The organism is Nitrosospira briensis C-128, from assembly GCF_000619905.2.
Taxonomy (GTDB): Bacteria; Pseudomonadota; Gammaproteobacteria; order Burkholderiales; family Nitrosomonadaceae; genus Nitrosospira; species Nitrosospira briensis.
In genome coordinates this window covers 448,503-462,606 of record NZ_CP012371.1, presented here as the reverse complement: position 1 = coordinate 462,606, position 14,104 = coordinate 448,503, and the positions used below count along the sequence as shown (strand labels likewise).

The 14,104-nt window shown below is 53.4% G+C and carries 12 protein-coding genes and 1 pseudogene; 6 read left to right on the top strand and 7 right to left on the bottom strand.

From position 1 onward, the window contains the following. Positions 1-32 precede the first annotated feature (32 nt). The 3 genes from F822_RS02100 to F822_RS02090 form a co-directional block, all read right to left on the bottom strand. Positions 33-1,301, bottom strand: a complete 1,269-nt coding sequence (locus F822_RS02100; RefSeq protein WP_025039564.1) for a M20 family metallopeptidase — start codon at positions 1,299-1,301, stop codon at positions 33-35. Between the two features lie 364 nt (positions 1,302-1,665). Next, positions 1,666-2,211, bottom strand: coding sequence for a Dps family protein (locus F822_RS02095; RefSeq protein ID WP_025039565.1), 546 nt, complete (start codon positions 2,209-2,211; stop codon positions 1,666-1,668). A gap of 138 nt (positions 2,212-2,349) precedes the next feature. Beyond that, positions 2,350-2,991, bottom strand: a complete 642-nt coding sequence (locus F822_RS02090; protein WP_025039566.1) for an NAD(P)-dependent oxidoreductase — start codon at positions 2,989-2,991, stop codon at positions 2,350-2,352. Between the two features lie 331 nt (positions 2,992-3,322). On the opposite strand from F822_RS02090, the gene F822_RS02085 reads away from it, so the two are divergent. From F822_RS02085 to F822_RS15110, 3 genes and pseudogenes are all read left to right on the top strand, one after another. Then, on the top strand, positions 3,323-3,898 hold the full coding sequence (locus F822_RS02085; protein WP_025039567.1) for an NADPH-dependent F420 reductase: 576 nt from the start codon (positions 3,323-3,325) through the stop codon (positions 3,896-3,898). 113 nt (positions 3,899-4,011) lie between these two features. Then, positions 4,012-5,511, top strand: coding sequence for an aldehyde dehydrogenase family protein (locus tag F822_RS02080; protein ID WP_025039568.1), 1,500 nt, complete (start codon positions 4,012-4,014; stop codon positions 5,509-5,511). Positions 5,512-5,738: 227 nt separating this feature from the next. Further along, positions 5,739-6,327 (top strand): annotated as a pseudogene (locus tag F822_RS15110) (IS5 family transposase); the annotation flags it as partial. Here F822_RS15110 and F822_RS02065 read toward each other — a convergent pair. From F822_RS02065 to F822_RS02050, 4 genes are all read right to left on the bottom strand, one after another. Next, complete coding sequence (locus tag F822_RS02065; protein WP_156304327.1) at positions 6,326-7,012, bottom strand: DODA-type extradiol aromatic ring-opening family dioxygenase; 687 nt, start codon at positions 7,010-7,012, stop codon at positions 6,326-6,328. The pseudogene F822_RS15110 and the gene F822_RS02065 sit on opposite strands and share 2 nt — an antisense overlap. A gap of 472 nt (positions 7,013-7,484) precedes the next feature. Next, on the bottom strand, positions 7,485-8,180 hold the full coding sequence (locus tag F822_RS02060; RefSeq protein ID WP_231623548.1) for a carbonic anhydrase: 696 nt from the start codon (positions 8,178-8,180) through the stop codon (positions 7,485-7,487). A gap of 104 nt (positions 8,181-8,284) precedes the next feature. Then, positions 8,285-8,746 carry a nickel-responsive transcriptional regulator NikR gene (nikR, locus tag F822_RS02055; protein WP_025039571.1) on the bottom strand — a complete coding sequence of 154 codons (462 nt, stop codon included), beginning with the start codon at positions 8,744-8,746 and terminating at the stop codon, positions 8,285-8,287. Between the two features lie 29 nt (positions 8,747-8,775). Beyond that, positions 8,776-10,959, bottom strand: a complete 2,184-nt coding sequence (locus tag F822_RS02050) for a TonB-dependent receptor (protein ID WP_051536544.1) — start codon at positions 10,957-10,959, stop codon at positions 8,776-8,778. A gap of 395 nt (positions 10,960-11,354) precedes the next feature. Here F822_RS02050 and F822_RS02045 point away from each other — a divergent pair, with 395 nt between their 5' ends. The 3 genes from F822_RS02045 to F822_RS02035 are packed head-to-tail and all read left to right on the top strand — an operon-like array spanning position 11,355 to position 14,042. After that, on the top strand, positions 11,355-12,323 hold the full coding sequence (locus F822_RS02045) for a metal ABC transporter substrate-binding protein (RefSeq protein WP_025039573.1): 969 nt from the start codon (positions 11,355-11,357) through the stop codon (positions 12,321-12,323). Further along, positions 12,295-13,152: a metal ABC transporter ATP-binding protein gene (locus F822_RS02040; protein WP_051536545.1), complete on the top strand. Its 858-nt coding sequence runs from the start codon at positions 12,295-12,297 to the stop codon at positions 13,150-13,152. Before F822_RS02045 ends, F822_RS02040 begins: the two co-directional genes overlap by 29 nt. Beyond that, the gene (locus F822_RS02035) at positions 13,152-14,042 is read left to right on the top strand and encodes a metal ABC transporter permease (RefSeq protein WP_025039575.1); all 891 of its coding nucleotides are present in this window, start codon (positions 13,152-13,154) and stop codon (positions 14,040-14,042) included. The genes F822_RS02040 and F822_RS02035 overlap by 1 nt, the downstream gene beginning before the upstream one ends. Positions 14,043-14,104: the final 62 nt, after the last annotated feature.

Sequence of the window (14,104 nt, the reverse complement as noted above, 5' to 3'; positions counted from 1 at the left end):
ACCTTACGGCCCCAGTCCCCTGGCGCCGCGGCTCATGTTGAAAGCCAGGCCAGCGTGCCAACGACCATCGTTTCCACGCCGGTCTCCAAGGTCGGATGCATCACTGGTGCAAAGTACGGACTGTGGTTGGTTGGAATTTTGTTGATTTCACCTGCGGCCTTGGCTTTCGCGTAAACGTCGGGATCGGTGCCGCCGACGAACCAGAACATGGAAGGGACGCCCCACTCGGTTCCGAATAACCCGAAATCCTCGCTCGCCGACGCCGCCTCGACTTGCCGCACGCGGTCGGCTGAGAAATGCTGGCGGAAAGCATCGGCGACGCGCGCGCTCGCATCGGCATCGTTGACCCCCAGCGGGTAGTGGTCCAGCGTCGTAATCTCCGGCAGCCTGGGAGCTCCCGAAGCTGCAGCCTCTGCGTTGGCGATACGTTCGATGGCGGCAAGCACTCGCGTGCGCACGCCCGCATCGAAGGTACGTACGTTCAGCTTGATGACGGCATCGTCGGGTATCACATTCTCCTTCGTACCCGCCTGCAGCGCGCCGATGGTAACGACAGCGGCCTCGGCAGCAGCAAGCTCGCGCGAGACGATGGTCTGCAGGCGCATCACCGTCGCGGCAGCCATGACCACGGGATCGATGCTTGCCTGCGGCATCGATCCGTGCGCGCCACGCCCAAATAGGCGGATCTGCAGGCTGTCGGCAGCGGAAGTGATGGATCCGGCACGGCCACCGATGTTGCCAGCCGGTCCGACCATGACGTGTTGGCCGAGCACGACATCCGGCTTGGGAAAACGGTTGAACAGTCCGTCGTCGATCATGGCCTGGGCGCCTTCCGCGGTCTCTTCGGCCGGCTGGAAGACCGCCATCAACGTGCCGCGCCAGGCGTCGCGTGCCTGCGCGAGCAGTGTGGTCGCGCCGACGAGCCAGGCAACGTGCATGTCGTGGCCGCAAGCGTGCATGACTGGAACCGTTTTGCCCTCGCGATTCGTGGCCTTGGCCTTGCTGGCATAGGGAAGTCCGGTCATTTCCTCGATAGGTAGCGCATCCATGTCGGCGCGCAGCATGACCGCCGGCCCGTCGCCGTTGCGTAGCAGTCCCACGACACCGGTCATCCCGACCCTGGTCGTCACGTCATACCCAGCCGCGCGAAGCCGGTCCGCGACCAAGCTCGCAGTCCGCGATTCCTGCATCGACAGCTCCGGATGGGCATGCAGGTCGGTATATAACGCCTCCAGATCCGGCAGCAGGCTCTGCAGCCCGGCAAGTGCCTTTTCAGAAGAGCTCGTGGATTGCATGTTCATGCTCGAATTCCTTCGTCAAAAATTGCCGTGAGACTTGCAGTGCGAACCGCACCAAGCGCTATAACATTATGCTTCATTTTTTAGTCGACGAAAGCAGACCAGGACGGGATAAGGTGCATGATTCCTGGAAAGCCTGAGAACGGTGCTCCCGTCGCGCGACCCACGTTTTGAATCATACGGTTAATCGTGAGAAACGAGCGGTCAACTGCCGGATTTGGGTTCAAGGATTATCGCTGTTCAATAAACGTGAATAAGCTCATCTGGAAATGTGTGCAGTGACAACACGTGCGCTCATTTCCAAATCCTTTGAATCATTAATACTTATACTTACCCCGAATTCGGCTATTGACCGCTTGTTTTACTGCTAATGTCCGATTGCATCCCCTCGGCGGCTGGCCTCGAACAGGAACCAGGTGCGCCGCTCGGTTTCGTCGATCCAGACTTCGATCAGGCTGGTGGTGGCAATATCGCGGTGTTCTTCGCAGACGTTGTGGGCCTCGCGCAAGCGGGCAGCAAGTGTCTTGTTGTCCTCACGCAATTCGGCAAGCATATCCAGCGGTTCGACGTAGTCGGCATCATTGTCCAGTATGCGCTGACTACGGGAGATGTGGCCGATCGACCTGAGCGTGGACCCGCCCACCTTGCGGATGCGCTCGGCGATGGGATCGGTCATTGCGAAAAGCTGGTCGCCCTGCTCATCCAGCAGCAAGTGGTAATCCCGGAAATGCGGCCCGCTCATGTGCCAATGGAAATTCTTGGTTTTCAGGTAAAGCGCGTACACATCCGCCAGGATGGCGTTCATGGCCCCCATAATGTCTTTGGTCGCCGCCGCTTCGAGGTCGGTAGGAGTGGCCAGGGACCGTTTTTGGAGATTGAGGTTTTGCTTCTTTGCAGCAATGGGTTTTTTCATGATTTTTCCTTGGTTGTGTTGAGGGTTCCTGATTACAACTTGGTATTGCTTTGGCTCATAAACAAACAAATAAATGAATCAGGATGAGACTGCGCTAACCCGGTCTGCAAGGACCATCGCCGAATCTTCCTTCTGCTATCAGTACCCGGCAGTGAAGCGCTGCCGAATGTGCGCAGGGTGTTCCAGTTCGTCGATCATCGCGACCGCATAATCCTCAACCGAAATGCTGCTCTGGCCGCTGGCATCGAGCAGGAGCCGATCGTCTCCCAAGCGGAATTTGCCGGTGCGCTGGCCCGGCTGCATATTTGCCGAAGGGGCCAGATAGGACCATTCGAGTTGCGGCTCCTTTCGCAATCGTTCCAGCGCATCAATCGTCGCCAATGAGCCCGGTCTTATCCAGTCCGGAAAGTCGGGGCCATCCACTACGCGCACGCCTGGCTTGACCTCCAGGCCGCCGGCCCCTCCCACCCAAAGGACACGCCGGATACCGGCCTTCTTTATAGCCGCGATGATCGATGTTGTGCCGCGCACCTGGTCGTCGTAGAGGTCTGGATTCTTCCAGCCGGGATTGAAAGCGCTGATCACCGCATCATGCCCGCTGAGCAAGGCCGCAAGAAGTGCTGTGTCATACACATCCCCGGCTTTTGCGTTGAGCCGATCCCGTTTTTCGAGCTTCTCGGGGTGGCGCACGATCGCGGTGACTGAATGCCCTCTGTCGAGCGCCTCTTTCAACAGCGTGGAACCGACGAAACCCGTTGCTCCCAATAGTGCTATTTTCATATCGTTCCCCTTTCGGTCAGGTTCGACGCTATTTCGGAATGGATAGATCGGCCACGCACGATCAACATTAAAGTTATTTATAGCATAGCTGAATAACGCAACACCCCTGTATCTCAGTGGTCACTGACGATTTTTGCCATAGGTGTACTATAAACATACCGCCCTAATTATTTTATGATGCGAGGGACGCTGATAGTCAAGCATGAAGCCGCAACATCAGTGAATGGCATAGCTCTGTCAGACCGCGCAATTGCGGCCTGAGTGAGCTATTCTTTCCCTTGCGCCGCAAGGACGGCTGGTCAAATCGTATTCGGACAATAAGGAGGATGATATGGTGCAGAAAATCGCGATTATAGGAAGTGGAAATGTTGGCGGCGCACTTAACCGGGGCCTCGCCCGGGCCGGCTATGAAGTTCGTAACAGCCGCAAGGAAACGGTAAAGGAAACCGCAAACTGGGGCGAGGTCGTGATGATCGCGGTTCCCTACACTGCAATCGACGCTGTGCTGCATGAGCTGGCAGATGCAATTGACGGGAAAGTGGTTGTGGATGTAACCAATGCATTGACTCAAGACATGCGGCTGGCACTCGGTTTTTCAACCAGTGGCGCTGAAGCGCTGCAAAGGAAAGCCCCGAAGGCGCGCGTCGTCAAAGCCTTCAATACCGTCTTTGCACAACATATGGATACAGGCAGCGTGTTGGGGCAGCAGCTCACCCTGTTTGCCGCAAGCGATGACCAGCAAGCCCGTAGCATGGCGTTGGATTTTGGCAGGGCAATCGGATTCGATGCGGTCGATGCAGGCCCCCTCGCCAACGCGCGTCAGCTTGAGGCATTAGGATATTTTAATATCCAGCTTGGATATGTTCTGGGCAATGGCACCAACGTCGGATTCAAATTTATTCATTAGGCGGGTGAGCGGGCAGCGCCTGCCCCCTCATTTTTTTCGGCTCATGGCGTTACAACAGGGGTTTTGTGGGATTCTCCGATTTCATTTTTAACCAAACAACAGCGGGAGCAGCGATGGCAAACGAATCTGGCGCAGCAACAAATGGAAGCGGCCGCCCATACTCGGGTTTCAATGGGCAATATATTAGCGGCGCATGGCGTCCCGGCAAGCAAGGGGGAATACGGGAGGATACCGATCCGTATTCGGGAGATACGCTCGCAGAGACTGTTCTGGCGAATGTGGACGATCTCGACGAGGCTTACCGGTCTGCCGCAAAAGCCCAGATCGGATGGGCGGCCCTTCTTCCCTCCGAGCGCGCAGCCGTCATGCTCCGCTCCGCCGCTATCATGGAAGCGCGCCGCCAGGAAATCATCGGCTGGCTCATCCGGGAATCGGGCAGCACCCGCTTCAAGGCCGAACTGGAATGGCAGTTCCTCCATTCCATTACGCTGGAGGCCGCATCGTTTCCTCACCGGGCCGAAGGCCGAATCCTCCCCATCGATGAAACCGGCAAGGAGAGCCGGGCTTACCGCCAGCCCCTCGGCGTGATCGGGGTCATCAGCCCATGGAATTTCCCGATGTATTTATCCCACCGTTCGATCGGGCCCGCGTTGGCGCTTGGCAATGGAGTCGTGGTCAAGCCGGCGGAGGACACGCCTGTTACGGGCGGGTTGCTGATCGCAAGGATTTATGAGGAAGCGGGGTTGCCGCCCGGTCTTCTGAATGTCGTTATCGGGGACGTGAAAGAGATAGGCGATGCATTCACCTTGCATCCGATACCGCGCCTGATTTCTTTTACGGGTTCCACCAAGGTCGGCCGGCACATTGGACAACTCGCGATGAGCGGTCCGCAAATGAAACGCGTCGCACTTGAGCTTGGTGGAAATGCGCCTTGCGTTATCCTGGATGACGCCGACGTGGAGCATGCGGTGCGTGCCACTGTTATCGGGCGATATCTCCATCAAGGCCAGATCTGCATGAGCACAAACCGTATCATCGTCGATGCCAAAGTGTATGACGAATTCGTGGATCGCTTTACGGCGCACGTCAAAGGCCTGAAGTATGGAAACCCCAGCGATCCGGCCGTCGCGATTGGACCCGTCATTAACAAGAAGCAGCTTGCGGCGCACCTGGCGCATATAGAGGGCGCCCGCGCCGCGGGAGCGCGCCAGGTGGTGGGCGGAGATCCGGAAGGGCAGGTGCTGCCTCCGCACGTGTTCGTGGATGTAACAAACGATATGCAGGTCGCTCAGGATGAAATGTTTGGTCCGATTGCGCCCATTATCAAGGTCGATGGAGAGGCTGAGGCATTACGGGTTGCCAACGATACCCAGTACGGACTCTCAAGCGCCGTCTTCACTCGCGACCAGGAGCGCGGCGTCCGGTTTGCGCTGGGCGTGCACGCGGGCATGACCCACGTCAACGACCATAGCGTGGACGACACGTCAACCGGGCCGTTCGGCGGCGAGAAAAACAGCGGTATCGGGCGGTTTGGCGGCGAGTGGATTCTTCACGAGTTCACCCGGGATCACTGGATAACCGTTCAGCATTCCCGGCCGGCTTATCCATTCTAAAAAAGCCGAACTTGACCGGGGGAAGAAAGATCAATCAAGGGGTCAGGATTGATTGCTTTGTGCGAGCCCCCGATTGATACATGAGTATAGGTGGTGATGGAAACAAGAAAGGATGGAAACAAGAAAGCGGTTGAAAAATCGCTACGTCAGGCAACTGCGAATTGTTTGCACTGGGCGGCGTACGTAATCCTACCTGAAGCTAGGACCTGTTAACTCTAATAACCATATTGCATGTATTCGGGTACACTTATGGGCATGGAAATCACTCAAGCCAGTACGAGCGAATCGTACACTGCCTGCCGCTTCAGCGGGGCAATGTCAGTCTCAGTAATCTGAACGTATTGAACGCCATTTTGTATGTGGCCGAGCATGGCTGCAAGTGGCACGGTCTGCCCTAACGCTTCGGTAATTGGCATACTATCTACACGCGCATGAACCGCTGGAGCAAAAGCGGTATGCTGGATCAGGTGTTTGAGCAGTTGCAGCGAGCACAGATCATTCGTATCAGGATCGAGGCCGTTTCCCTGGACAGCACCATTGTGAAGGTTCATCCGGACGGCACCGGGGCATTAAAAAGAATGGTCCCCAATCCATCGGCAGATCCAGAGGCGGGTGGACCACCAAAATTCATATGGTTGCCGCGAATGCTCGAACGGCTATAACGTTTGCGCTGTCCCCCGGACAGGCTCACTGCCGGTGGAGGGACGCAAGCTGCTCGGCAGCCTGGCCAAGCCCCGCTGGCCAGTTCATCTGGTGATGGATCGCGCCTACGAGGGGAATGAAACACGGCAACTGGTTTTGAACCTTGGTTTCATTAAATGAGTCCTTGCGAAGGCTGCCGGCGACAACGGCGATTTGGTATTGGCTCACTTCTGATTCCTGCGCGTTTTCTTACCTTGGTATCGCCTTGTTCAATCGCATTGTTCAGGTAGTTTTCGAATGCTTCGGCAATCGGTGTAGATTCATCTCTGCCAAAACCTCTCATGTTGTGATAAGTCAGGCCGCTGCCGATAATCAGTACTCCCTCGTCACGCAAAGGCTGAAGCGCCTGACCGGCGCGAATATGTTCCTGCGGGTCATATCCCGATTTCAGCGATAGCATCACAACCGGCATATCTGCGTTCGGGTACATCAATGCAAGTGGAACAAACGTCCCATGATCAAAGCCGCGGCCGGAGTCTTCCTTTGCGGAAAAGCCGGCATTCGACAGTAACGTTTTCACTCTTGAAGCAAGCTGGGGGGAACCCGGCGCAGGGTATTTAATGTGATAGGTATGAGCGGGGAATCCGTAGTAGTCGTACTCCATCGGAGGATATTCCGCCGATGAGACTGTGAACTCGTCGGCTTCCCAGTGGCCGGTAACCATCAACACCGCTTTCGGTTTGGCCGGCGGGCGTTCAGGCAGCGCCCTGAACTCACGCTCTGTCTTGGCGAACTGCTGCCTCATGCCTTCGACATATGGCCATGGCCCGCCGCCATGCGAAAGAAAATAAACAGGCATCCTGATCACGTGTCCTATGCCTTATTACGAAATGAAAGCGACCGGCGTAAATAGCCCCATAACAATCGGCTGCGAGGATCTGAATTAATCGCCAAAGTTATTGCTGGCATCCAGTTCAAAAACAGCGTCATAACGACAGAAAATCATCAACGAATTGCCGCTTGATTAAGCTGCCATACACAACATTTGACTATTTCTCCGCATATATGCATCGAGTGGATGCATGTTCATGAGTAAGCCCCGTTTCAATTTCCTCTGAGTGTAAATTTTCGCATGGCGTGTGCCATCAGTTTTTTGGTCAAAAATAGCTCGGCGTAATCGCTAATCCTTTCATGCAATTCCGAAAATCAACAGAAGCAGAGTCGATTGATCCACTTGCTAGCCGGCCCACGTTTTTGTAGTCAATTCCCGGGTAAGTCTTCCGGTTCAAGCACTCCGATTTTTTTACCGTAGGTTCACGCATACAAATCGTTCAGGCCACCAGTGTAACCTCTCCCGTTTTCAGGCTATATACGCCGCCCACTACAAGAACTTTTCCTTTCGCGACCAGGCGGCTCAAAATCGGCGGTTGTTTTCTCAGTTTGTCCACATTGCGAATGACGTTCATTTTAACCACATTCTCAAAGCGCTCGCCTGGCAAGGTTGCAGCCGCTCTGACCGCTGGCGCCAGCGCACTTGCCATGGATTGAATATGTCCGGGAAACTGGGTGTTGTTGTCAACGGAATCAATGGCTGCCCGGACAGCGCCACAGCTTTCGTGGTCGAGCACCATGATCAGTGGCGTATGCAATACAGCTGCCGCATACTCGAGAGTCGCCACAAAATCCGTGGTTAAATAATTACCGGCCACCCGAGCCACGAACAGATCGCCGCGTTGCTCATCAAAACAGAACTCCGGACCAACCCTCGAATCGGAGCAGCTTAAAATGCTGGCATAGGGATTCTGCCCACTGACCAGGGCTGCTCGATCATTGCTGAAATTCAAAGGCGTGGACTGCCCGGCTACATAACGTGCATTACCTGCCATTAATCGTTCCAACGCTGCATCGGGCGTCATCACGTTTTCAGGCAAGGGCGGCATTTTGACTTTTGCAGCGAAAGCCGTTCTTCCAGTTGCCCCGGCAATACCTGCACCGAGAGCAGAGGCTGCGACCAGTTTCAGAAACAAGCGTTTGCTCGAATTTCGATGAAGGTGGGCGTTCTTTTCGTCACACATGACGGCGATATATTACAAGTGTATTTCCAGTACTGCGAACTGATCTTATCGAATGATCAGGTCAGCGGATTGCTGTGAGTATGCGGCGCGGAAGCGTGTGAATGTCTCTCTTGCCTGATTTCGACCGGCACCATGTGCAGCTTGCCATGCCGAACACCGCGCGTAGCCATGACAAGATTGGCAAAATCTTTAACGCTCTGGATCGTGCCCCGCAGGATGACCACTTCGAGACAGTTATCATGATCCATGTGCACATGCATGCTGGACAATGTAAGGTCATGATGATCGTGCTGTATCGAGGTAACACGGCTGGCAAGGTCGCTTTCGTGGTGATCGTAAATATAGCTGAGCGTGGCGACGCAATGGCCTCCACCTCCTTTTTCCAGCCGAGCGGTCTCCAGTTGGTCGCGTATCAGGTCGCGCATCGCCTCCGAGCGATTGGTATAGCCGCGCGCGCGTATGAATTCGTCAAATTGTTCGGAGAGCTGGTTATCCAGCGATATGGTGAGTCGTTCCATATTCCTTACTCAAGAAGGAGACGATAACTTTAAAATTGATACATCAAGCTGACACGGAACATACGCGATTCAATAGGGTGGAACACAATACCGTCTTTCGCTGTGGACGCCGGACTCGTCTGGTAGCCATAATAGTAAGCGATATCGTAGTTTTTGGCGTTAAGTAAATTTAATACATCAAGCTGGATTTTAAATTTCCTACGCATCTCATATCCTGTCGAGAGATTGACGATAGTTGTGCTATAGGGGGCAACAGGATTGTTTGTATCTACCGTCACATTGCCAAAATGGCGCACACGAAGGGTAGTAAAGAAATTATAGGGTAAATTCAGGGTTGCACCCGCGCTGATCGTACGCCCTACCGCATTAGGAATATGAAATCCATATGCCTGGTTTGCAGGATCGCTGGCCTGATTTAGCTGAGCCTGGTCATAGCGTGCATGAGTAAGCGAAAAATCGGCATCCAGGGTCAGCCAATTAACGGGTTTGTAGAAATTGGCCCACTCAATACCGTAGCGGGTGCTTGCGCCGCTCATTTCCGTGGTGCCTGCATCGCCGCTAAATACCAGTTCCGAGGCCGAATGCAAATACCAGATTGCCAGGGTGGATTTCAATCCTTTGATGGCTTCGGTACGGAAACCGACTTCTGCGCCCCTTGCCCGCACCAACCCATTGGCGGCCAATTGAGGCGCAAAATTATTGTTGCCTATTTGATTGGTATTTACAGTTGCGGTTACGCCACGGGCATCGTTGGAATGGTAGCCTTCGCCGGCATTAAGGTAAATTTCGGAGTCGTACCAAGGGCCGAGAATAACGCTCAGCTTGGGGCTGAACAACCCGTCGGTCTTGTTACCGGAATTTTGCGGGACGGTGAAGGCATGTACGTCGAAATTGAATATATCTCCACGCAGGCCTGCAATAGTCCTGAGTTTGGGCAACCAGTAAGTTTGGTTTTGCAGATATAGGCCGATACTGGTTTCCGTGACCTGATCCCTGCTCACATTATGATAAACGACTCCCCGGTTCGAGTTGTTCAGCAGCACGCGATTCATGTCATTACGTACCTGCACGCCTAGCGTATTAATCATATCGAAACCGGCCACCTTGTTGAACCAGCTTTGCTCGGCCCTGCCGCCGAAATAGATGCGGGATTCCCTTTGATTCATCTGGTCACTTGGGATTATTCCTCCCGGAAGTACGATATTGTCGGTGACCGAGTTGATAAAGCCGCTGAAATTGGAGGTAAGATCAAGGTCGTATTTAACCAGATAAAAAGATGCATCCCGCCGGTAGTCCTTCTCTTTTTGCCACCAGTTACCATGAAGCGTATAACGCCCGGTTTTCCCGTTATCGGTGGGGTCTATGTTGCCGAAGCGGTTTATCGAGCCGTCATTAACCGCAAACAGCGGTATCTGATTGGTTGCGCGCCAGTCAGCATGGTATGCCTTAACGCCTACACTCATACCCCAGTTACCTTTGTCGAGACTGTATTTGAGCATACCGTTGAACTTCAGAGCATGTTCGGCCAATACCCAGGGACCATCATAAGTATTCGCATCGACTGCATAGAGCAGATGACCATCCCCCATTCGGTTTGAATTGGCTGCCACCCCGCGGTAAAAGCCGAATGATCCACCCGTGAACTTGGCAAAACCTTGAGGGAGGGCGTTGAAGGTTGTCATCTTGGCATGTCCGGCTGCGGAAAAATCGCCCTGATCCGCATAGTAAGGACCCTTTCCATATTGAACATTGTCTACCAATTCCGGAATAAGACCGTTCAGATCCATATAACCCTGCCCGTGGGCATGGCTAGGCAGATTAATCGGCACACCGTCCACAAACGTAGCGAAATCGGTACCATGGTCAAGATTGAATCCCCGCAGGAAATACTGATTGGCTTTACCATCGCCACTATGCTGGGTGGCAATCATGCCGGGAATGAACTCGACGATTTCACCTGCCCGTGAAAGCGCACGATTTTTAATCTGCTCTTGACCGATAAACCCCTGCGATGCGGACTGGGTTTCGCTGATAAGATTGGTGCCACGTTCTTTTCCCAGTACTACGACCTCCTTCAGCTTGACTACAGATACCTCGTGTTTCGACGAGGTTTCAGGTTTGACGGTAGCGGCATCCGCGGCCTGCTCTGCGTAAGCACTGCCGCTACTGAAAAAAAGAAGTAAAACCGACAGGAATAAGCGTGCGATCAACATACCCATGCCGCACCAAGGCAATGTCGCTGGCAGGATCGCAAGTTGCAGGAAATGAGGTTAGCTAAAGCAGATGTTTCCCGAGCGTGCGCGCTATGTGAAACGCAATGTATGCCCGGATGAGTGCGTTGACCAGGTTTCGTGACAGGCATTTGCGAACTCTCGCAAATATTTACTTGTTTTTGTGGCATCCCCTGCCAGGAAATGCTTGAAGCTGAATTAGAGCAAGTTGTATGAATATTTTGTAAATCTTCATACATTAAATCATGGCAGCGATTTTTATGTCAAGCATTGTAACTCCCTGTTTCCCGGTGTATGAAATATTTATAACTATTCATATCCATCATGAAAAGTTAAACTAGCAAGTCACTCGATATCCTGAAAAATTGGGAATTTCCATGAATGGATCGATCCGTCTTGCCATCAAATTTTTATCGTTTCTGCTAATTCTGGCTTCATCCAGCACAGTCCATTCCTCAAACTCGAATAAAAAAATCAATGTTGTCACTACCGTCGCTCCTATCACAAATATTGTCCAGAATGTCGGCGGTGCTTATACCGAAGTAATTGGCATCGTTCCCGATGGAACCGATTCGCATACCTTTGAGCCTGTTCCCACGGATGCGAAAATATTGCAGTCGGCCGATATCATCATCGTAAATGGTCTGGACCTTGAACTACCCACCGTGAAGCTGGCGGAAAAGGTGAAAAAAGCAAAAACCCCTATCCTGCGGCTGGGTAATCACGCATTGCGAAAGGAGGAGTGGCGGTATGATTTCAGTTTTCCCCGCGAGTATGGGCATCCCAATCCGCATCTGTGGCCGAATATTGCATTGGCGATGCGTTATGCGGAACTCGTCCGGGACAAATTGATTGAGCTGGATCCGGCGCATAAGGGAGATTATCTTGCGAACACATCGGTCTATCTGGCAAAGCTCCAGAAATTGGACAATGCAATCTTTAATTGCGTCGGGACCATTCCGGAGAAGAACCGCAAACTGGTCACCTATCATGATTCGTTTGCTTATTTCGCCCCTCGCTACGGCATGAAAGTTATTGCAGCCATTCAGCCTTCAGATTTTTCCGAGCCGGGTCCGCAAGAAGTCATTCGTATCATCAAGCAGATAAAAAAGGAAAAGGTGCCCGCCATTTTTGGCTCCGAGGTTTTTCCCAGCAAGGTCATGGAGCAAATCGCGCGTGAAACCGGCGTAAAGTTCATTGATCAGCTTTCCGACGACGAACTGCCTGCTCCGCCCAATAACTCTTTTATAGGCATGATGGCGAATAACATGGGCCTCATGGCCGAATCACTAGGCGGCGATCCTGCTTGCATCGCAAATGTCGACACAAGCAATATCAATCCCTGAGCCAATCCCTGGGATCCCCGAGTCAACCCCTGGGCTGCGGCCAAATCTCGCGGTCAGGCTGGGCGGTGTTACCGCTGCCTATGAACACAATGTGGTGTTTGCAAATCTTTCGCTGGAAATTCCTGCGGGTCGGTTTGCCGGCATTGTGGGTCCCACCGGATGCGGCAAGACAACGCTGCTGAAAACCATTCTGGGAACGCATCCCGCCGACTCAGGCAATGTGCAATTGAACGGGGATTGCATAGGGAACGTGAAGCCGGGCACCATAGGTTATGTGCCACAGTTGGGAAGCGTGGATTGGAGCTTCCCCGTCACGGTGGAAGAAGTGATCATGATGGGCCTCTATACCAGCAAGCGCATCTTGCCCTGGTCCAGCAAGGAAGAGCGTGAGCGCATTCATGAACTGGCCCACAGACTCGGCATTTATGGTTGTCTGCACCACCATATCGTGAATATTTCCGGTGGCCAGCGCCAGCGCGCATTTCTCGGACGTGCGCTGGTCAATAACCCGAAGCTTCTGGTGCTGGATGAGCCCACCTCGGGTGTCGATATCAAAACCCAGCATGAAATATTGCATCTGCTAAGCGATATCAACAGCGAAGGCATCACCATTTTGCTGACAACGCATGACCTCAATGCGGTGGCTTCACACCTGCCTTGGGTAATCTGCTTCAACAACGGCGTGGTGGCGCAAGGCCAGCCACGCGATATTTTCACCAACGAAATCCTTACGAAAACCTATGGCGGCGATATCGTCATAGTGAAGCACAACGGGTACTTCCTCATCGCCAACAGCACGCCGCTAAACCTCATGGGTGAAGGCCGGTAATGGAATTTCTTCTATTCCTTCTAGAGCCGCTGGAGTATGAATTTTTTCGGCACGGCCTTCTGGCTGGACTGATGGTAGGCGCCTTATGCGGCTTGATAGGCGTATACGTAATACTGCGCGGCATGAGTTACGTGGGTCATGGATTGTCGCATGCGGCATTTGGCGGTGCAGTGGTAGGGTTTACGCTAAATCTTAATTTTTATGCCGGTGCAGGGGCCATGGGCCTGCTGGCCGCGGTAGTCATCAACCAGATCACAAAAAATAACAAGATCAAGCCGGACGCCGCCATCGGGATTGTCACCACCGCGATGTTCGCCCTGGGTGTGGCTATCGTCAGCAAGTCGCGCAGTTTTAATCAGAGCTTCGAGGCGGCTCTGTTCGGTAATATTCTGGGCATAACCGACCAGGATTTAGTGGTTATCGGGTTGGTGACCGTTGCGGCCATGATCTCGATGTTTTTCATGTATAGGCCATTGCTCTTTTCCACGTTCGATAACGAAGCGGCGCGAATATTCGGTATCAAAACAGGTACTGTTCAATTGGCGTTTTCGATTCTCCTCACGCTTTCGATCATCGCGTCCATGAACGTAGTCGGCGTTACCATGATTGCCGCCACGCTTATTGCGCCTGCAATGACGGCCCGAATGATGACGGACAGCTTCAGCCGCATGCTGATTTATTCGGTTCTGATAGGGGCTGTTACGGGCGTTACCGGAATGTATCTGAGTTATATCCTGAATATTGCCTCTGGCGCCGCCATTGTCCTGTTTAGCGCCTTGGTGTTCTGCTTATCATTGCTGCTCAAACCTGTCCGTAAGAAACGCATGTTGCGCAGGCGCTTTCAGCACCCCAGCCGTTTGGAAACCCTTAAACCCAAATCTGGCAGTTGACTGCTTGCGCTGTGCCAGCATGCTGCGATTTCAGGTGCGGGTGTGGATGTGGCGTGGGAGTA

Bases quoted from the DNA above. Each gene is read 5' to 3' on its own strand.
- F822_RS02100 (WP_025039564.1), bottom strand. From the start codon at position 1,301: ATGAACATGCAATCCACGAGCTCTTCTGAAAAGGCACTTGCCGGGCTG.
- F822_RS02095 (WP_025039565.1), bottom strand. From the start codon at position 2,211: ATGAAAAAACCCATTGCTGCAAAGAAGCAAAACCTCAATCTCCAAAAA.
- F822_RS02090 (WP_025039566.1), bottom strand. From the start codon at position 2,991: ATGAAAATAGCACTATTGGGAGCAACGGGTTTCGTCGGTTCCACGCTG.
- F822_RS02085 (WP_025039567.1), top strand. From the start codon at position 3,323: ATGGTGCAGAAAATCGCGATTATAGGAAGTGGAAATGTTGGCGGCGCA.
- F822_RS02080 (WP_025039568.1), top strand. From the start codon at position 4,012: ATGGCAAACGAATCTGGCGCAGCAACAAATGGAAGCGGCCGCCCATAC.
- F822_RS02065 (WP_156304327.1), bottom strand. From the start codon at position 7,012: ATGCCTGTTTATTTTCTTTCGCATGGCGGCGGGCCATGGCCATATGTC.
- nikR (WP_025039571.1), bottom strand. From the start codon at position 8,746: ATGGAACGACTCACCATATCGCTGGATAACCAGCTCTCCGAACAATTT.
- F822_RS02050 (WP_051536544.1), bottom strand. From the start codon at position 10,959: ATGTTGATCGCACGCTTATTCCTGTCGGTTTTACTTCTTTTTTTCAGT.
- F822_RS02045 (WP_025039573.1), top strand. From the start codon at position 11,355: ATGAATGGATCGATCCGTCTTGCCATCAAATTTTTATCGTTTCTGCTA.
- F822_RS02040 (WP_051536545.1), top strand. From the start codon at position 12,295: ATGTCGACACAAGCAATATCAATCCCTGAGCCAATCCCTGGGATCCCC.
- F822_RS02035 (WP_025039575.1), top strand. From the start codon at position 13,152: ATGGAATTTCTTCTATTCCTTCTAGAGCCGCTGGAGTATGAATTTTTT.